The organism is Bacteroidales bacterium (assembly GCA_023228145.1).
GTDB lineage: Bacteria > Bacteroidota > Bacteroidia > Bacteroidales > CAIWKO01 > CAIWKO01.
On sequence record JALOBU010000001.1, the window covers coordinates 151,009 to 169,481 of the forward strand.

At 36.5% G+C, this 18,473-nt stretch carries 16 protein-coding genes; 12 read left to right on the top strand and 4 right to left on the bottom strand.

Going from position 1 to position 18,473, the window contains the following annotated elements:
• Window positions 1-9 precede the first annotated feature (9 nt).
• The gene (locus M0R16_00635; protein MCK9611390.1) at window positions 10-1,806 is read right to left on the bottom strand and encodes a T9SS type A sorting domain-containing protein; all 1,797 of its coding nucleotides are present in this window, start codon (window positions 1,804-1,806) and stop codon (window positions 10-12) included.
• Between the two features lie 55 nt (window positions 1,807-1,861).
• On the opposite strand from M0R16_00635, the gene M0R16_00640 reads away from it, so the two are divergent.
• The gene (locus M0R16_00640) at window positions 1,862-2,863 is read left to right on the top strand and encodes an NAD-dependent epimerase/dehydratase family protein (GenBank protein ID MCK9611391.1); all 1,002 of its coding nucleotides are present in this window, start codon (window positions 1,862-1,864) and stop codon (window positions 2,861-2,863) included.
• Window positions 2,860-3,891 carry a M28 family peptidase gene (locus tag M0R16_00645; GenBank protein MCK9611392.1) on the top strand — a complete coding sequence of 344 codons (1,032 nt, stop codon included), beginning with the start codon at window positions 2,860-2,862 and terminating at the stop codon, window positions 3,889-3,891. The genes M0R16_00640 and M0R16_00645 overlap by 4 nt, the downstream gene beginning before the upstream one ends.
• Here M0R16_00645 and M0R16_00650 read toward each other — a convergent pair.
• Window positions 3,878-4,603, bottom strand: a complete 726-nt coding sequence (locus M0R16_00650) for a pyridoxine 5'-phosphate synthase (protein MCK9611393.1) — start codon at window positions 4,601-4,603, stop codon at window positions 3,878-3,880. The genes M0R16_00645 and M0R16_00650 overlap by 14 nt on opposite strands.
• 68 nt (window positions 4,604-4,671) lie before the next feature.
• Between M0R16_00650 and M0R16_00655 the strand changes: the two genes are divergently transcribed.
• From M0R16_00655 to M0R16_00700, 10 genes are all read left to right on the top strand, one after another.
• Complete coding sequence (locus tag M0R16_00655) at window positions 4,672-5,334, top strand: CBS domain-containing protein (protein MCK9611394.1); 663 nt, start codon at window positions 4,672-4,674, stop codon at window positions 5,332-5,334.
• 9 nt (window positions 5,335-5,343) lie between these two features.
• The gene (locus M0R16_00660) at window positions 5,344-6,222 is read left to right on the top strand and encodes an NAD kinase (GenBank protein ID MCK9611395.1); all 879 of its coding nucleotides are present in this window, start codon (window positions 5,344-5,346) and stop codon (window positions 6,220-6,222) included.
• Window positions 6,223-6,305: 83 nt separating this feature from the next.
• Window positions 6,306-7,271, top strand: coding sequence for a DUF6089 family protein (locus tag M0R16_00665; GenBank protein MCK9611396.1), 966 nt, complete (start codon window positions 6,306-6,308; stop codon window positions 7,269-7,271).
• An 18-nt stretch (window positions 7,272-7,289) separates the two neighbouring features.
• Window positions 7,290-8,147: a DUF6089 family protein gene (locus M0R16_00670; GenBank protein ID MCK9611397.1), complete on the top strand. Its 858-nt coding sequence runs from the start codon at window positions 7,290-7,292 to the stop codon at window positions 8,145-8,147.
• A 24-nt stretch (window positions 8,148-8,171) separates the two neighbouring features.
• A complete protein-coding gene (locus tag M0R16_00675) occupies window positions 8,172-8,909 on the top strand; it encodes an isoprenyl transferase (GenBank protein ID MCK9611398.1) in 738 nt (245 codons plus the stop codon).
• Complete coding sequence (locus M0R16_00680; GenBank protein MCK9611399.1) at window positions 8,906-11,530, top strand: BamA/TamA family outer membrane protein; 2,625 nt, start codon at window positions 8,906-8,908, stop codon at window positions 11,528-11,530. Before M0R16_00675 ends, M0R16_00680 begins: the two co-directional genes overlap by 4 nt.
• A gap of 26 nt (window positions 11,531-11,556) precedes the next feature.
• Complete coding sequence (locus M0R16_00685; protein ID MCK9611400.1) at window positions 11,557-12,117, top strand: OmpH family outer membrane protein; 561 nt, start codon at window positions 11,557-11,559, stop codon at window positions 12,115-12,117.
• A gap of 72 nt (window positions 12,118-12,189) precedes the next feature.
• Window positions 12,190-12,705, top strand: coding sequence for an OmpH family outer membrane protein (locus tag M0R16_00690; protein ID MCK9611401.1), 516 nt, complete (start codon window positions 12,190-12,192; stop codon window positions 12,703-12,705).
• 99 nt (window positions 12,706-12,804) lie between these two features.
• Window positions 12,805-13,926, top strand: coding sequence for a TlpA family protein disulfide reductase (locus M0R16_00695; protein ID MCK9611402.1), 1,122 nt, complete (start codon window positions 12,805-12,807; stop codon window positions 13,924-13,926).
• A 3-nt stretch (window positions 13,927-13,929) separates the two neighbouring features.
• Window positions 13,930-14,595: an HD domain-containing protein gene (locus tag M0R16_00700; GenBank protein MCK9611403.1), complete on the top strand. Its 666-nt coding sequence runs from the start codon at window positions 13,930-13,932 to the stop codon at window positions 14,593-14,595.
• Here the strand turns inward: M0R16_00700 and M0R16_00705 are convergent.
• Both M0R16_00705 and M0R16_00710 read right to left on the bottom strand, forming a co-directional pair.
• The gene (locus M0R16_00705) at window positions 14,592-15,884 is read right to left on the bottom strand and encodes a hypothetical protein (protein MCK9611404.1); all 1,293 of its coding nucleotides are present in this window, start codon (window positions 15,882-15,884) and stop codon (window positions 14,592-14,594) included. The two genes, M0R16_00700 and M0R16_00705, sit on opposite strands and share 4 nt — an antisense overlap.
• A 107-nt stretch (window positions 15,885-15,991) precedes the next feature.
• The gene (locus M0R16_00710) at window positions 15,992-18,445 is read right to left on the bottom strand and encodes a choice-of-anchor L domain-containing protein (GenBank protein ID MCK9611405.1); all 2,454 of its coding nucleotides are present in this window, start codon (window positions 18,443-18,445) and stop codon (window positions 15,992-15,994) included.
• Window positions 18,446-18,473 lie beyond the last annotated feature (28 nt).

Consider the following 18,473-nt stretch of genomic DNA (forward strand, 5'->3'; position numbering starts at 1 on the left):
GCACAAGGTTTAAAGTCTCACTATTTTTTTGTAAAAAATTCCTTTACTTGTCTCTGCAATAAGAAAATACAAACCTTTTTTCAAGGGATAAAGGTCAAGTTCATAATATGTATCTGAATCAAAATTCACCATTTTTTTAATTAAGGGCTTTCCTTCCATTGATACTACCTCAAAGGCCTGGCAACTTAATTTTGGTTCAAACAGAATGAACAACTTACCAGGTGAGGGATTTGGATATACTGACATGATGGATTCAGTGTCATTATATAAATTTGTAATAATACCCTGCTGATTGCAATCGGTGTAATCTCCTGTATTGTATCTTTCTTTTGCCGGAATAGTTCCATAGCCGGGTGCGTTTGGTGCGCCTATATCCGGCCATGTCTGAGCCACATTCCAGTATGACGGCTCTGCATCAAGATAATATGACTCGTCGTTTAAAGTGCTTGTGCCTGACGGAACAATAATACCGTTATCGTTATTCCCGTATTGTATATGCCCGCTTCCTGTGATTGTGTAGGCTCCCCATGTAAAAGGAAAAGTGTAACCTGTTCCGGTAATTTCATTGCCAACAAAATTTTGATAATTAGTCATGGATGATGTCATGATAAGTCCATATCTTTCAACACTGTTACGGAAAAAAGTGTTGTAAGGGCCTGATGGGCCCCAGGTTTGGTCAATATAAATGGTTTGTACAATGTTGCCCTCAAACAGATTAGCGAAAGAATAATGTCCATGCAGTGAAATATCACCACAGTAGTCCTGTGGATATTCAAGTTCTCCGTTGCGGTATGGATTGCAGGAGTAATTGTAAGCGAACACATTTCCGTTGGCACCGTGCTTGGTCATCATGGCGTGGCGCAAGTGGTTGAAAATATTGTTGTGAACAAGGCAAAGGCAGGCATGATTATTAAGAGTTACTCCATACCCTTTGGTGCCGCTACCGTCGTAAACAAAAGCATCAAGGAAATAACATCCGCTCACGCTGATATGTGAACTCACCCCTATCATGCAGTGGCTGCCCTGGCTTTTGTTGCTCTCTATGCCACTTATTTCGCAGTTTGTTGCATAATTAAACCCGAAATTATAGCCTGTTCCGCTGGTTGATGCATCCGTACGTTCCACATTCATGCATGAGATTATGGAAGCTTTGCGCGGACTGATTTTTTGTATCTGAAGGTTCAGCGCTGTATCAAAGTCAATATGTAAACCATCAGTAAGGAATAAGGTGTCACCAAAAACAGAGTCAATTTTAATGATTTGCCCAACGGAATAGGTAGCCCATGTTGCCGGTTCTACATCCCACGTACCGTTTTCCTGCCTTATTTCACCATAATTTCCGGAAGAAAAAAGTGCAGGGTTAGTCACAGTAATTTTACGGGAGCCTTTTTGAAACCCTGAAATAATGTTTGTAAATGAATTTGTGGCTGAACCCGAAAAATAAAAACCAATACTGCTATGATTTATTTTACAGAATGTTGAATCTGAACCTGCTCCTTTCAGCCATATAGAATCAGGTATGCTAACCGTAGATGAGAATAAATAAGAACCCGCAGGAATTATTACTATGCCGGGATGTCCTCCGAAAAAAGCAATGGCGCTGTTGAGCGCATCTACATTATTTGTTGAACCGTCGGCTACACCCCCAAAATCAAGTATGCTGACCTCAGGAGTTGTTTCGGGGAAAATATATTGATTTCCGGCTGTTGACCAATTAATGCGGAAGCTTTCCGGAATCACCTGTGATGTCCCATAAAATGCTAAAAGGATTAATATAAATGTAATTTTAAATCTGGCAACACTCATATAAAACAAAAATACAAACTTTTGCTCGATTTATGTTAATTTTGCCGGTAAAATTATGATACTTGTTACCGGAGGTACGGGGTTTCTTGGCGCACATCTTCTGGCTGAGTTATGCAGTAAAGGTGAAAAAATAAGAGTCTTGAAAAGAAACTCTTCGGATTTAACATTTGTGAAGCAGCTTTTTGATTTTAATTCTAATGGTTCGTTTGGGGGAATTGAATGGGTTGACGGAGACATTCTTGATACGGAATCTCTTAAACCAGTTATGAAGGGTGTTTCTCAGGTATATCACTGTGCAGGCCTGGTTAGCTTCTCAAAAAAAGAAAGCAGAAACTTGTTTAAGATAAATGTTAGAGGAACAGCAAATATTGTGAATACTGCTCTGGAAAATGGAGTGAAGAATTTGTGTTATGTAAGTTCTGTCGCCGCGTTGGGAAGCGGAGAATTTATAAACGAAGATACTTTATGGGATACCGGGCGGGATAACTCCCCATATGCTGAAAGCAAACATCAGGCAGAAATGGAAATAATGCGAGCAGAGGCCGAAGGTTTGGATGTTTTAATTGTAAGGCCTTCAGTTATTATCGGACCTTGTCAGCAAAACAACTTAATCAGCAATCTTTCCAGGCTTATTTCCAAAGGGTTTAAATATTACACTCCCGGAAGTAGCGGTTTTGTTGATGTGCGGGATGTTGCGAAAGCTATGATACAACTAATGCAAAGCACCATCAAAAATGAGAGTTTTATCATATCTTCCGAAAATCTCAGTTACAAAGAAATATTTACCATTATTGCCGAACAATTGAATAAACCTGTTCCACATATCCCTGTTGGCAAAACTGTTACAGGTCTTTTATGGAGATTTGTAGCTCTTAAAGATTTTATTACTGGCAAAGATTCCGGGTTTAATAAAACAACTGCAAATTTTGCACACACTATATTGAAATACTCAAATAAAAAACTTTGTGAAACATTATCATTTTCATATATTCCCATCAGAGAATCGATAATAAACTCTGACAAATATTTTAAATTTTATGTAAATACAAAATCATGAGAAGCAAGGCATTTTTTTTTATTATGACAGCAACAGCAATATTTATTTTATCGTGCGGTAACAGTAATGATAAAAATGATGAACAAGAAGACATAATGAAAGAGAACTCTGGCTCAAAGGTTAATGTGCCTGTTTTCAATGAAGACTCTGCTTATATATATGTTAAAGCACAAACAGATTTTGGCCCCAGAGTGCCAAATACACCCGCACACGATAAGTGTGCCCGCTGGCTGGAGCAAAAAATGAAAACATATACAGAACATGTTCAGGTTCAAAAATCCAAAGTTCGAGCTTATAATGGCACATTGTTAAACATGATGAATATTATTGCAACATTTAATCCCGACTCCCCGGCTAGAATATTGCTTTGTGCACACTGGGATTCACGCCCTTATGCCGACTGGGACGAAGACCCGATTAATCATAATACTCCTATTGATGGAGCTAACGACGGTGCCAGCGGTGTCGGAGTGCTTACTGAAGTTGCACGAGTTTTATCACTTAATGATATTAACTTGGGAGTAGATATAATTTTTTTTGATGTTGAAGATTATGGTGAACCGCGGGATGAGCGTAATAACAACACTGATGAAAACTGGGGGCTTGGTTCGCAATACTGGTCCAAAAACCCTCATGAACAAAATTATAAAGCCCTTTACGGCATATTGCTTGACATGGTTGGTGTTGAAAGTGCAACGTTTACAAAAGAAGGCTTTTCGATGGAGTATGCTCCCGATATAGTCAATAAAGTATGGAATGCAGCCTCACGTATTGGTTATGGAAATTTTTTTGTGAATGAGCCCACAAACCCGGTAACCGATGACCATTATTTTATCAACAAAATTACCGGTATCCCAACCATTGATATCATTCATTTTGATAAGAATACTTCTACAGGTTTTTATAAATACTGGCATACGAAAAAAGATAATATTGAGACTATCAACAAAAATACACTGAAAGCAGTAGGTCAGACACTCTTAACTGTACTATATGAAGAAAATGCCGGCTCTCTCACTCAGAAATAGGTTGCAGACATCTCAGATAAAGCTGGATGGTGTTTTCTATTCCAAAATAAAGTGCATCGCAAATAAGTGCATGTCCTATTGAAACTTCAAGCAATCCGGGAATGTTTTCTGCAAAATACCTAAGATTAATCAGGTTCAAATCATGCCCGCCATTAATTCCAAGTTCTATCTGACAAGCTTTTTCTGCGGCTTTAAAATATGGTAAAATGGCTTTTTCTTTGCCCTGGGAAAATTGTTCCGCATAGCTTTCTGTATAAAGTTCTATTCTGTCAGTGCCTGTTTCTGCTGCATGTTCTATCATTTTTTCATCAGGGTCAATAAATATGGAGGTGCGTATGCCTGCTTTTTTAAATAAAGAAACAGTTTCTGTGAGGAATTTAAGATGTTTTTTAGTATCCCATCCAGCATTTGATGTAATTGCATCAGGGGCGTCAGGGACTAATGTAACCTGTGCGGGACGAGTTTCAAGAACAAGCCGGACAAACTTTTCGGTGGGGTTTCCTTCGATATTTAATTCCGTTGTAATTACTTTTTTTAACTCGTACACATCAGTATAACGTATATGACGCTCATCAGGACGGGGATGGACAGTAATACCCTGTGCTCCGAAGCATTCACAGTCAAGCGCCATTTGTATTAAGTTTGGTTTATTTCCGCCCCGGGCATTGCGCAGGGTTGCAATTTTATTTATATTTACACTGAGTTTCGCCATAGTACAATTTTGCAGGCAAAGTTAAAAATTAGTATGTTTGCATAAAATTAAAAATCTTAAAAACCATCATGCTTGCTAAAGATCTGTCAACCGATGCTGTAATCCCTGTATTGACCTCCGATACAGCTTCGTATGCTCTTAAACTGATGGAAGACCAGAAAATAAGCCATCTGCCTATAGTTAATAATTTGGAATTTTTAGGGCTTATTTCTGAAAATGATATTTATGTACAGAACATGCCCGAAGAGGTAATTGGGAATCATAAGCTGTCGCTGAATAATGCTTTTGTTTACCAGCATCAACATATTCTTGAAGTGATTTCTATTGTCACAGAATTAACTTTATCGGTAATCCCCGTTATAGACACTAAAAATCGTTATCTTGGCTCCATTACATTACAGCATTTGTTGGAACAATTTTCACAAACCGCTTCTTTGCAAAATCCCGGAGGCATTATTATTGTTGAAAGAAACCAGAACGACTTTTCTCTCGAAGAAATAGCAAGGATTGTGGAAGCAAACGATGCTAAAATACTAAGCAGCTATGTTAGTTCTTACCGCGATTCCATGAAACTGGAGGTAACACTTAAAATTAATAAAATGAATATACTGCCTATTTTACAAACTTTTGAAAGGTATAATTATATTGTTCTTGCAAGCTTCACCGAATCAGAATATAACAATGATTTACAGGACAGATATGATTCTCTTATGAATTTTCTGAATATATAAAGAAGCTATATGAAAGCAGCACTTTTTGCAATAAATTTCATTGAAGAGCTTGAACCTTATTATATTGAATTACTTGAAAAGTTGAAATATTATAACTTTACTTTATGTATTTATAAACCTTTTTTTGACCAGTTATTAAAGAATGGTATTGTTTCTCAATCCAACGAAGTTTTTAATTCGTTTGAAGATATAAAAAGCAATGTTGATTTTTTTTTCAGTGTAGGGGGGGATGGAACTTTATTAAAGACAATCCCTCTTATCCGTGATTCGGGCATCCCAGTATTGGGCTTTAATACCGGCAGGTTGGGATTCTTGTCTGGCATTTCTAAAGATGAAATAACTGAAGCTATAGAATGTATTATTGAAAAAAAATATACTATAGAAAAAAGAGCATTGATTCGACTTAATAAACCTATAGGTCTTTTTGGTGAAAATAATTTCGGGCTGAATGAAATTACAGTTCACAAAAGAGATTCTTCTTCCATGATAACTATTCAGGCATACATTAATGATGTTTTTTTAAATACATACTGGGCGGATGGGTTGATAATTTCAACACCTACGGGCTCTACTGCATATTCGCTAAGTTGCGGTGGCCCTATTGTTGCTCCGGACTCATCTAATTTTATAATAACACCCATTTCAATTCACAATCTTACAGTTAGGCCTCTGGTTATTCCAGATGATGTTAGAATTAAACTTAAAATTGAAGGAAGAGAAGATAATTATCTGGTAACTCTTGATTCAAACAATATAGTTACCAGTTCTTCAATTGAGCTGGAGATTGTTAAGGAGTATTTTTGTATAAATATTGTCCAGTTGAACAAACATTCATTTTTCTCAACTATAAGGGAAAAACTTATGTGGGGGTGGGATAAAAGAAATTAATATTTTGATTATACATTAATTAATTGTAAATAATTTTTGTACCCTTAATAATTTTTGTATTTTTGTAGTTTAAGTTTATTGACATGAAAAAGATAATAATTTTATTGTTGTTGGCACTAGTGTTAACAGACTTGTCGTTTGCCCAGAAAAGATATAGGTCTCGGTACAGAAACCAAGCATGGAAAAAAGACATGCATAAGATATATCTAGGTCTTGGCGCATCAAATTTTTTTGGGGATTTAGGTGGTGCTAATAAAATAGGCTCCACATCTTTTAGTTTAAGGGATTTTGATATTCAGGCAGTAAGGCCCGCAATACAATTGGGATACTTATACCGTTTTGACCAATATTGGGCCTGGCGCACATCATTTGATTATATATGGTTAAGCGGAAATGACAAATGGACAAATGAATTATTTCGCACTAATAGAAATCTTAATTTTCGAACACCTATTTACGGATTGTCTACCTCGATTGTTTTTTTATATGAAATAAAACAAAAAGGACATCAGTATAATCTTAAAGGTGTGAAAGGGTGGAGAAGCTATACTTATACCCCTTACATTCAGGCAGGCATTGGAGGATTTTATTTTAATTCCAAAGGGAAATACGAAGGCAACTGGTATGAATTAAAACCTTTATCTACAGAAGGTGAAGGAATTGTTTCCACAAGAAAAAAATATTCTTCTGTACAGTTTACTATTCCTTTGGGGATTGGAATACGTGTAAAAATTGATCAACAATGGGAGATAGGTTTAGAATATAGCCAATGGATTACTTTTACAGATTATATTGATGATGTTAGTACAACATATTTTGATCCTGTTGCGTTAGAAGAGTATAAAGGACAAGATGCCGTGAACCTTGCGAATCCTTCGCCAACGGCTCTGATAAGCGATCCTTCGAACCCGGGTTACAGTCCGCTGTACAGAAGCACATTGCCTGGACAGCAAAGGGGAGACCCGAGAGACCACGATCATTTTATGGGATTGTTCCTTACAGTATATTATTCTTTTAACGAAAAATATGTGCCAAAACTCAGGTGGTAAACGATAGGTAAACAATATATGAAAAAGGTCTTTTTGGTGGGGATATTGTTTCTGGTTTTAAGAAGTGTTATTATTGCTCAGGATTTTTACCGCTCAGAACTTGGAGTATTTATTGGCACATCCTATTATCTCGGAGATTTAAACCCTTCTAAACATTTTCTTCAAAGCAAGTTAGCCTACGGAATTGTGTATCGTTATAATATAACTCCGCGTTGGGCATTAAAAGTGAATGCTTTTTTAGGAAAACTTGAGGGTGATGATGCGGTATCAAAAGCTAACGAAGACAGAAATTTAAGGTTTCGTTCTCATATATTTGATTTTTCCACTCAAATTGAATTTAATTTTCTACCCTATATTACCGGCGATAAGCAACGCCTAATATCCCCCTATATTTTTGTGGGAGCTTCTCTTTTCAACTTTAACCCTAAAGCAGAACTTGATGAAAAATTATACTCACTTCAGGCACTTGGCACTGAAGGACAAGGAACAACCATCCCTGATACTAAAAAACCATATGCTCTTACCGCTTTTGCCATCCCTTTTGGTATTGGTGTTAAAGTCTCTCCTCACAGAATTTTAAGCATTGGCTTGGAATGGGGTATTAGAAAAACTTTTTCGGATTATATTGACGATGTGAGCACAATATATGTTGACTCTACAATTCTTGCTGCAGAAAACACACTAGCAGCAGCCCAATTAGCCGACAGGTCTTTAACCAATAGAGGGCAACATGCAGGAATGGAAAGAGGAAACCCCAAAACAAAAGACTGGTACGTTTTTACCGGTCTTACAGTTTCTTTCCGTATCAAAGGCAAGCATGACCTCTGTGCTGCTTACAAACAACATCCCAAAATAAAATTTAAATATAAGGACTAATTTGCTCTGTTTTAACGACCTTCCATGAAAGAAAAAATTATTCCTGATAAATTGCCTCAGCATATTGCCATCATTATGGATGGCAATGGACGTTGGGCAAAAAAAAGAGGGGCTATACGAACTTTTGGACATGAAAATGGAGTTGTTGCTGTTAGAGAAACTGTTGAGGTTGCTGCAGAACTGGGAATCAAATACCTGACACTTTATGCTTTCTCCACAGAAAACTGGAACCGACCAAAATACGAAGTTGACGGACTGATGAGATTATTAGTGAAAACAATAAATAATGAAACAAAAACACTAATTCAGAATAATATTCGTTTATTTGCCATTGGTGATTTAAAAAACCTGCACAGAGAATGTTATGATGAGCTTATGAATACTATCGAAATTACTGAAAAAAACGACAGGATGACTCTTACACTTGCATTAAGCTACAGTTCAACATGGGAAATTACTGAAGCTGTTAAAGATATTGCACTAAAAGTTCAAAATAATGAACTGCAGGTTGAAGAAATTACCCCGGAAATGGTGTCAAAATCGTTGTCAACCAAAGATTTGCCAAATCCTTCATTATTAATCAGGACTAGCGGAGAGTATCGTATAAGCAATTTTTTACTTTGGCAAATGGCTTATACCGAATTATATTTTACCCCTGTTCTATGGCCTGATTTCAGAAAAGAGCATTTATATGAAGCGATTATTGATTATCAGAAACGAGAAAGAAGATTTGGAATGACAAGTGAGCAAATAAAACGATGATGTTATTAAAAAACTTTTTAAAACTATTTATCTTTCTGCTTATAAGTTCGCCCTTATATGCTCAGATTACTATTGATGGCCAGAGTGTTATTGATTATTCCAACCCACGTGATTACGAAATACAAAAAATAACATTTAAAGGTGTTAAATTTACAGATACTACAATCTGCAGACTATTAATTGGTATATATGAGGGCGAGGTGGTAACTATTCCCGGAGAGAAAATTACAAAATCTATTAATAATTTATGGAAACAGGGCTTATTTGATGATATTAAAATTTATGCTTCAAAAATTGAAGAAAATAAAATATGGCTTGAAATATACTTGCAGGAGCACCCTCGCCTGGCGGCATCACCCATGTTCTCGGCCAATGTGAAAAAATCAGAAGTGGATGACCTGAGAGAAAAACTTAACCTTATTAAAGGTGACGTTATAACGAATAATATAAAACTTAGGTCTGCCGATATTATCAGAAAATATTATCATGATAAAGGTTTTTATAATGCAGAAGTAAATATTAAGGAAGTTCCTGACACATCTTCATCCAAATACTCTACCCGCCTGAATATTGAAGTTAATAAAAATAAAAAGGTAAGGATCAGAAAAATAAATTTTTTTGGTAACGATAAGGTTTCAACCTACAAGTTGAAACGTGTGATGAAGAAAACCAAGGAAAAAAGTATTTTTAAGCCATTTAACGGGGCGGATACATTATTATTTCAAACTTTAAAAAAATTATTCATACGAGATAGCGTTGATATTGAAACAAATATTCTACACTTTTTTTCAGAGCGTGTCGTGTTCAGAATTTTCAAATCATCCAAGTTTATGAAGGATGAGTACGAAAAAGATAAAATAGCTGTGATTGACAAATACAACGAACTGGGATTCAGGGATTCGCAAATACAATTTGACACTATTGCACGTTCAGGAGAGAATACTATTGACCTTAATATTTATATTAAAGAAGGGAAAACCTATTATTTCAGGAATATTACCTGGACAGGAAATACCAAATATTCAGATAAGGAGTTGAACTCCATACTCAAGATTAAAAAGGGGGATGTATATAACCAGAAACTTCTGGAAACTCATTTGAGTTACAACCCTAACGGGACAGACGTATATTCACTATACATGGATAATGGCTATCTTTTTTTTAGCGCTACACCCGTAGAGGTATTGATAGAAAATGATTCTATAGATATAGAAATAAGAGTTGTTGAAGGGAAACAGGCGTATATAAATAAGGTTACTATACGAGGAAATTCAAAAACAAAAGACCATGTTGTAATTCGTGAAATACGTTCTAAACCAGGGCAATTGTTCAATCGCTCTGATATTATACGTACAACAAGGGAATTAGCGCAATTAAGATATTTTAATGCCGAAAAAATAATCCCCGATATTATCCCAAATCCTGTAGATGGGACTGTAGATATTGAGTATTCTGTTGAAGAAACGTCTTCGGACCAGCTTGAACTTTCGGGAGGATGGGGTATGGGCCGCTTGATAGGCACACTTGGGGTATCATTTAATAACTTTTCAACTAAAAACTTCTTCAAAAAGTCGGCTTGGTCACCCTTACCTTCAGGAGATGGACAAAAACTAAGCATAAGGCTTCAGACAAACGGTAAGTATTATCAGGCATATAACGCTTCTTTTACTGAACCATGGCTTGGGGGTAAAAAACCTCATGCATTAAGCGTTTCAGTATACTATTCTTCACAAACAAACGGCCTGAAAAAAAGTGATTCGAGCCGCCAGGCAATTAATATAACAGGTGCTTCAGTGGGTTTAGGCACTCGTTTGAAATGGCCGGATGATTATTTTACACTTTATAATGAAATTAGTTACCGAAACTATAAACTTAATAATTATTATACATCCTTTGACTTTACTAATGGCAACTCAAATAATTTAAATTATACTCTGACACTATCGCGAAATTCACTTGACCAATGGATATATCCTCGTTCTGGCTCTGAAATTTCTATAATGATGCAGCTTGCACCGCCTATTTCTTTATTTAGAAAAGAAGGATATTATGAAAAATTGCCAGAATCAGAGAAGTACCGATGGATTGAGTACCATAAATGGAAGATTGCAGCTTCTGTTTATACAAAATTGGCAGGAAATTTGGTATTGAGTGTTCGTACTAAATTTGGATTTCTTGGTTCTTATAATAAAAAAATTGGTATTCCGCCTTTTGAAAGATTTTATTTAGGTGGTGACGGCCTTTCAGGATTTTCACTGGATGGCCGAGAACTAATAGCTCTGAGAGGATATCAGAACAATTCGCTCACCCCTCGTAATGACAACGGATATACAGGTGGTGCGATCTTTGATAAATTTACAGTGGAACTGCGCTATCCCATATCTTTAAACCCTATGGCAACAGTTTATGTGCTGGGATTTGCAGAAGCGGGAAATGCCTGGGAAAACTTTAAAAAGTTTAATCCCTTTGATGTTTACCGCTCTGCCGGAATTGGCGTAAGGGTGTATCTGCCCATGTTTGGCATGCTTGGACTTGACTGGGGGTATGGCTTTGACAATATCCCAGGTATAGGTAAAGGTGGAAGCCAGTTTCATTTTTCGATAAACCAATCTATTGATTAATAAAAACCCATGAAATGGAGGTCATTATGAAAAAGTTATTTTTTTTAGTTGTTGTTTTTGCTTTATTTTCATTTAATTCAAATGCACAGAAGTTTGCTTATGTAGATACGGATTATATTTTGGAGAACATGTCAGAGTACAGAGATGCTCAGGAAATTCTTGATAAATTGTCATTGGAATGGCAAAAAGAAATCGAAACAAAATTTTCTGAAATAGATAAAATGTATAAGAATTTTCAGGCCGAAGCCGTTCTTCTCCCCGAAGATATTAAGAAAAAACGTCAGGACGAGATAATTACCAAAGAACGTGAAGCAAAAGACTTGCAGAAAAAAAGATTCGGGAAAGATGGAGACCTTTTTAAGAAAAGACAGGAGTTGATAAAACCTATTCAGGATAAAGTGTATGACGCTATTGAAAGTATAGCCAATTCAAGCGGATATGCATTTATATTTGATAAGTCCAGTAGCACCACTATGCTTTATACAAATACAAAATTTGACAGAAGTGACGATGTACTGGAAAAACTTGGATATAAGCCCGGAGCAATTAAAACCAATGACGATAAAGATGCCAAAGATGATGAATAGTTAGTTTTTTGATGAATAAAAAACATACCTTTGCACTCAATTTGATAAAAAACAATTAATAAATTTTAATATATGAAAAAAGTAATCACGGTTGTACTTATTATTCTTATGGTTGGAATATCAAGCGAAACATTTGCTCAGAAAAAGCAGAAATTCGGGCATATTGATTCTAATGAACTACTGAAATTAATGCCTGGTAGAGATTCCGCGATGATTGTAATTCAGGATTATGCAAAAACTCTTGAAAATCAGCTTAAAGCAATGCAAAATGAACTGGAAACCAAATATCAAAATTATCTGGCAAATGAGCCAAACATGACTGCCTTGATTAAACAGACCAATCAAAAAGAGCTTCAGGATTTGCAAGCAAGAATTGAAGCATTTCAGGAATCTGCACAGGATGAACTCGAAACGAAGCAAAATGAACTTTTAAAACCCATAATTGATAAAGCAAAAGCAGCTATCGAAAAAGTTGGTAAGGACAACCTTTATACCTACATTTTTGATGCAGGGCTTGGTGTTTTGCTCTATGTTGACCCTACTGAAGATATTTTACCCATGGTAAAAAAAGAACTCGGGCTGAATTAAAAATAATTTGTCAAAAATAAAAAATCAAAAATTCCTGTTGGGGTTTTTGATTTTTTTTTAAAGAATAAAATATCAAAGAAATCAGTCATAACTTAAACAATGAAAAAAAACTTTTTTGTTATAGAAGCATTGTGTCTTGCATTATTTATTAATATAAGTACCCCTTCATGGTCGCAGCAAGCAAAACCTGTTAAGATAAGTGGTAACATAGAAAATAACAAATTTACCACCGTTTCATTGATTCATATTGGGAAAGAAGCGAAACTTGATACTGTTGCTGCTATGGATGCTCAGGGTGTTTTCAATATCTTAAAAGACATTTCTACTCCGGATTTTTATAAACTGCAGTTCGACAACAGCAATGCCATTATGATGATATTATATCCCGGTGATAATATTGAACTCAGAACCGATGCGAGTGATTTTTTTAATAAATTAACCATTAAAGGCAGCGAACAGACTTTGCAGGTATACACAAATCAGAAAGTTATTTCTTCGGCAAAACAAAAGCTTGATAGTATAAACAATTTATTAGCCAGAGAAAAATTTTCTTCACAATATGATTCTATTTTAATAGTGAGCAGACTTGCTTACGAGCAAATTGAACTGGATAAAGATAAAACTTTATCTTCATTTATATTAAAAAACCCTTGCTCGCTGGCTGTTTTGTTTTTGATAGAATCTTTACCTTTAGATAAACATATCAACGCATATACAGGAGCTGATTCATGCCTCTTTTTAAATTTTCCTGATAATTTTTTTGTAAAAAACTTTCACAACAGTTACACCGGGGCCACTAAAACAGCTATTGGTTCGGTTGCACCTGATTTTACACTACCCGACTCAGCAGGTATAAAAATCAGTTTGAGTTCTCTTCGTGGGAAATATGTACTTGTTGATTTCTGGGCATCCTGGTGTGGTCCATGCAAAAAAGAACTTCCCAATCTTATAAAGTTATATAAAGATTTTAAGTCTTCAAAATTTGAAATTCTTGGAGTTTCGCTTGACAAAACAAGAGCAGCATGGGTTGGAGCCATACGTTCTGAAAAACTCAGCTGGATACACGTCAGCGACCTTAAATACTGGCAATCGGAAGTTGTGCCCTTATATCATATCACCGGAATACCGCATATGATTTTACTTGACCCTGAAGGGAAAATTATTGCGAAAAACCTTAGAGGAGAAGAATTATACCATACCATTAAAGACATTCTTAAATAATTTTTGGCAACAGAAAAATATTACCGGATTATTGAAAAAACACGAGAATATGTAATGCGTGAGTTTTCCGGCGAGGGTTCAGGCCATGACTGGTGGCATATTTACAGAGTTCACAAACTTTCGGTTTATATTGCTAAAAAAGAAAATGCTGATTTGTTTCCTGTAGAAATGGCTTCTCTGATGCATGAGCTTGATGACTGGAAATTTAATGCTGAAGGCTCTGATAAAACCGGACATTGGCTGCAACAATGTCAGCTTGGAAATAATGATATAAAGAAAATTAAACAAATTATTTCAAAAGTTTCTTTCAAAGGAGCAGGAGAAAAGAGCACAGGATTGACATTGGAAGAAATGGTGGTACAGGATGCCGACCGCCTTGATGCTATGGGTGCAATAGGTATCGCCAGAGCTTTTGCTTATGGGGGCTTCAAAAACAGGGAAATATATAATCCGGATATTCAACCTGTGTTACATAAAAACTTTTCTGAATATAAGAAGAGCCAAAGCCATACCATTAATCATTTTTATGAAAAGCTTTTATTGCTGAGTGGCCGGATGAATACTGCAACAGCAGAGTCTCTGGCGGCAAAACGTCATCAGTTTATTGAAAAATTTCTGAAAGAGTTTTTCAACGAGTGGAACTTCAATGAAAAAGATAATTCGGTTTAGAAATAATAGAAGAAAGAGTACATCAAGCGGATATTACTGACAGGTTTTACATTTTGCACTTCTCCTAAACTATTATTTTTGTTTCCATACCCGGCTACAGTATAATCGCCTTCAATGCCCATTTTTATTTTTCCAGAAATAAAAACAAAACGTGGAGAAATCCGATATACATAAGAAATATTCCATCCGCGTGCAAAATATGAGTTTTGATTCGTCCAGTCCAGAATATTTTCGAAAGCGCCTAAGTTTTTTGTATATCCGCCCAAAATACCAAAACGGAATTTTTCTCCATTGGTAGATAAATCCATCCAGCTTGAAACAGTGTATAATGGAGTGTAACTGAAATCACCTCTTGCAACAGTGGTGCTGTCTGTGGTGTATCTGTATGCATAGCCACCGAGCATTGTTTGATTGTAAAGGTCTTGCCCATAAATACCGGATAGCTTGAAGGTGATTTTCGGGCAGCGGTATTTAAAACATACCGAGAATGCGTACGTATTTATGCTCACATTTGTAGCATAATTGCTGTCGGTAACAAGGCGGGGCGTAAGTATTTTGTAGTCAGCGCAACCGCTAACAAATATTTCACGGGATTTATCTTCATTGAAATGCTGATAAGAAATCCTGAGGTTTAAATCGGGCATGGCGGCATTGGTTAATGAAGCGGGGCCTCCCCAGCTGGCAAAATCACGCTGCGACATTACGGAAAGCATAAATTTTACTTCCTTAAATTTTTGTACAACTTTTATCTGAGGGTTTCTGGAGAATGGTTGAAAAGGGCAGCCTGTGTTTACTGCCATTATTTCGGGGAAACACTCTTCTGCGAACATACCATGCCATGTTTGCCCAATCGTAAGTTCTGTGTTTGTCCAAGATAATTTCCCAAAAGCGTGACGTAACCTGAAGCAATTAATACTGGCATCGGTAGTGCCGTAAAATTCTGCTTCAATCACTCCCGAAGTCTTTGCTCCAAAAGCATTAGGACCTGTAATATCTCCTCTTAACCGGCTCTGAATGGATAAAATGTTGAAAGAGGTTTTGGAATTAACATCTATGCTGTCGGCATCATATAAAACATTTTCGGGGTAAAGATAAAAATGACCTTCACGAATACCTACTGTTTTTCGGTAATCATAAAAAAAATCATTTTTAACGTATCCTGAGAAATGTATGCCGAATTTTTTCTGTTCTTCCTGAGCAGAGCATATCATGGACAGAAGTATCAGAAATACGAATAGTAATTTTTTGTACATAGAATTTGATTGAGTTATTAATAAAGAAACTTTCATGAATTTTTACAAATATACATAAGCATGAAATAAAATCAAAAATTTATGAAAGTTTGCTAATCCGATATTTGGCGGATTACTTTAATGGGAGCCAGTAAAAAAATAATTTATTTTAAAAGAGTAATAGTTCCGTTAAAATTATATTCTTTTTTATCGTAACCAACGGCCTCAATGATATAAAAATAAGTTCCATCAGCACAAACTCCATCACTGTTGCTTGTCCCGTTCCAAACGTCTTTCTTTTCCATTTCAACAGAAAAGTCTATAAAGTTATTGTTAAATATTTTTTTACCCCAACGGTTGAAAATAGAAATCGTCAGGCTCTGTATACCTTGCGATTCAATCTGAAAGACATCATTATAGGAATCTCCGTTAGGAGTGAAAACATTGGGTATTTTAATTTCTGAAGGTATTAATGCATGCACCAAAAGAGTGTCGGCATCTTCACAGAAATTTGGTGGGCCGCTGGAAACAACAAGTATAACCATGTAATCGCCCATATCATTATAGATAAAAGGAGGAGGATTTTGTAATGTAGAAATGTTATTGGGTGAAGACGGGTCACCGAAATCCCAGTGGTACGTAATTGAACCAGGACCAGAAATATCATCAAAATAAGTAAACTGAACCTCAAAGGGAACATACCCCTCGGGGGGATATGGATTACTTATAATTTCCGAATTGATAAGAGTTTGTGTAGATATGCTTGCCGATTCAACAACAAAGCAATTATGAGCTGAATATGTCACCGTGCACGTGTAGCCACCCGGGCAAAGGTTAATAACATTTGCACTTGTCTGCGATGTATTGCTCCATGCATAACTAACGGGCGGTGAATAATTATCACTTAACAAAGTTGAAATAGTGCCGTTACAATACCCTGTGCAGGTTTGGTCTAAGGAGTTCAATGTGAGTATAACATGAGGCGGTTGTTCTAAAATAACAAAATTTGTGGCCGTACAGCCAATATCATCAGTAACTGTCACAAAATACTGCCCTGCCCCGAGATTTCCCATGGAGCTATTTGTTCCAAAAATATTTGTACCGTCAGACCATGAATAAGAATAGGGTTCAAGTCCCGTGTAACCTGTTACAGTTGCAGAGCCATCGGTATAGCCGTAACAGGTAACAGAATCCACCTGAGTTATCTGTGATGTGAGGTTGCTGATGCTAACCATTACACTGTCGATGGTATGATAACCACAGCCGTCGTTTACGGTTACATAATACATACTCGGTGTGGTGGGGTTAACAGTTACATACGGGGTATTTCCCGCATAATCACTCCATTCATAAGTCATGGGGTGGCCGTCATTATAAAATCCTCCGTAAACAATAACTCCAATATAGGCAGGAACACCATTGCAGCTATGAACATAAGCTGGGTCCATAACCGTTGATAAAGGTGGATAATCTTTAATGATAATGGTAATCGTATCAAGTCCTCCGCAAGCAGTATTAACGTAAATTATTTCAACTGTTTCTGGGGTTTCATTTATACCATCGGAAATGGGGTCAATTTCAAAATAAACTAAAGTGTCCCCGGGGTATATCACCAGACTGTCAGGTACGGCTGGATAGTCAATGTCTTCAATGGCTGTGCCACCAATGGTATAATGAATTACAATAGTTTCTGTTGCAGGTTGCCCAAGGTGGAAGGTTATTATGGCATTGTTGCATCCTTCAACTGCAACAGTATCAATGTTTGAAGTATATGACGTAGAGAAAGAAAGTCCGTTGGACATAAAACTGTTTTCTTCAAGAAAAACTCCGGAGTCGAATATTTGGTCACCTGCATCTCCTACAGCAAGTTTGATGTGGTATTGCTGACATGCCTGTAGAATAATCTGAGCCGTATATACTTTGGTGAGCCTGTCATACTGAAAATATTGGCCTCCTGTATTTAGCCAAGACCAGGTACTGCCGGCGGAGCAGACATTATCTATAGTTACATAATTGTTCGGATTGTTGGGCATCAGCGCGATGTTGACAGCGCCATTGGAAAAAGGGCCTGCAATTCCCGGGCCGCTGATAAAAAAGCCAAAAACATCGTTGAAGTTTGAATTACAATACTCGTCAAATTCCTCTGAGCCAAAAACATACCTGAAACGAACCGTATCGGATATAGGGACAAAATCAAATTCCAGAACAGCTTTATCATTTACCGAATACCCTTGGATTAAAAGTTGTAAATCATCATCGGAACCTGTCCCCATCTGATTAGAATAATTCCCCGCATTATTATTAGGGCCAATGGCATATGCAGCAGTACCCGAAGTTAAAATAATCCCCCCGGTAAATCCAAGTTGAGTTGTGGCTGCGCCAGTAGTAGTAAAACTTCCTATCATGTCAGAAGTGATATTTGCAGCGCTGCCATTAAATGTTCCATTACTAACCGTAATACCACTGCCTATCAAAACATCTTGTATCAGTTGAATAGGTGTCTTTCCCAGCGCAGTCCCTTGTGTGACGGATAACTGTGCAAAGGTTGTGGGGGTGATTAATAAAATTAATAGGTTGGTTACAAGAAAACTATAACAAATATAATGAAATTTTTTCATAAATGTATGATTGAGTTTATTTATGTAA

Coding starts and splice junctions, on each gene's coding strand:
- M0R16_00690 (MCK9611401.1), top strand. CDS start 12,190: ATGAAAAAAGTAATCACGGTTGTACTTATTATTCTTATGGTTGGAATA.
- M0R16_00660 (MCK9611395.1), top strand. CDS start 5,344: ATGAAAGCAGCACTTTTTGCAATAAATTTCATTGAAGAGCTTGAACCT.
- M0R16_00655 (MCK9611394.1), top strand. CDS start 4,672: ATGCTTGCTAAAGATCTGTCAACCGATGCTGTAATCCCTGTATTGACC.
- M0R16_00670 (MCK9611397.1), top strand. CDS start 7,290: ATGAAAAAGGTCTTTTTGGTGGGGATATTGTTTCTGGTTTTAAGAAGT.
- M0R16_00640 (MCK9611391.1), top strand. CDS start 1,862: ATGATACTTGTTACCGGAGGTACGGGGTTTCTTGGCGCACATCTTCTG.
- M0R16_00675 (MCK9611398.1), top strand. CDS start 8,172: ATGAAAGAAAAAATTATTCCTGATAAATTGCCTCAGCATATTGCCATC.
- M0R16_00695 (MCK9611402.1), top strand. CDS start 12,805: ATGAAAAAAAACTTTTTTGTTATAGAAGCATTGTGTCTTGCATTATTT.
- M0R16_00635 (MCK9611390.1), bottom strand. CDS start 1,806: ATGAGTGTTGCCAGATTTAAAATTACATTTATATTAATCCTTTTAGCA.
- M0R16_00645 (MCK9611392.1), top strand. CDS start 2,860: ATGAGAAGCAAGGCATTTTTTTTTATTATGACAGCAACAGCAATATTT.
- M0R16_00680 (MCK9611399.1), top strand. CDS start 8,906: ATGATGTTATTAAAAAACTTTTTAAAACTATTTATCTTTCTGCTTATA.
- M0R16_00710 (MCK9611405.1), bottom strand. CDS start 18,445: ATGAAAAAATTTCATTATATTTGTTATAGTTTTCTTGTAACCAACCTA.
- M0R16_00685 (MCK9611400.1), top strand. CDS start 11,557: ATGAAAAAGTTATTTTTTTTAGTTGTTGTTTTTGCTTTATTTTCATTT.
- M0R16_00705 (MCK9611404.1), bottom strand. CDS start 15,884: ATGAAAGTTTCTTTATTAATAACTCAATCAAATTCTATGTACAAAAAA.
- M0R16_00665 (MCK9611396.1), top strand. CDS start 6,306: ATGAAAAAGATAATAATTTTATTGTTGTTGGCACTAGTGTTAACAGAC.
- M0R16_00650 (MCK9611393.1), bottom strand. CDS start 4,603: ATGGCGAAACTCAGTGTAAATATAAATAAAATTGCAACCCTGCGCAAT.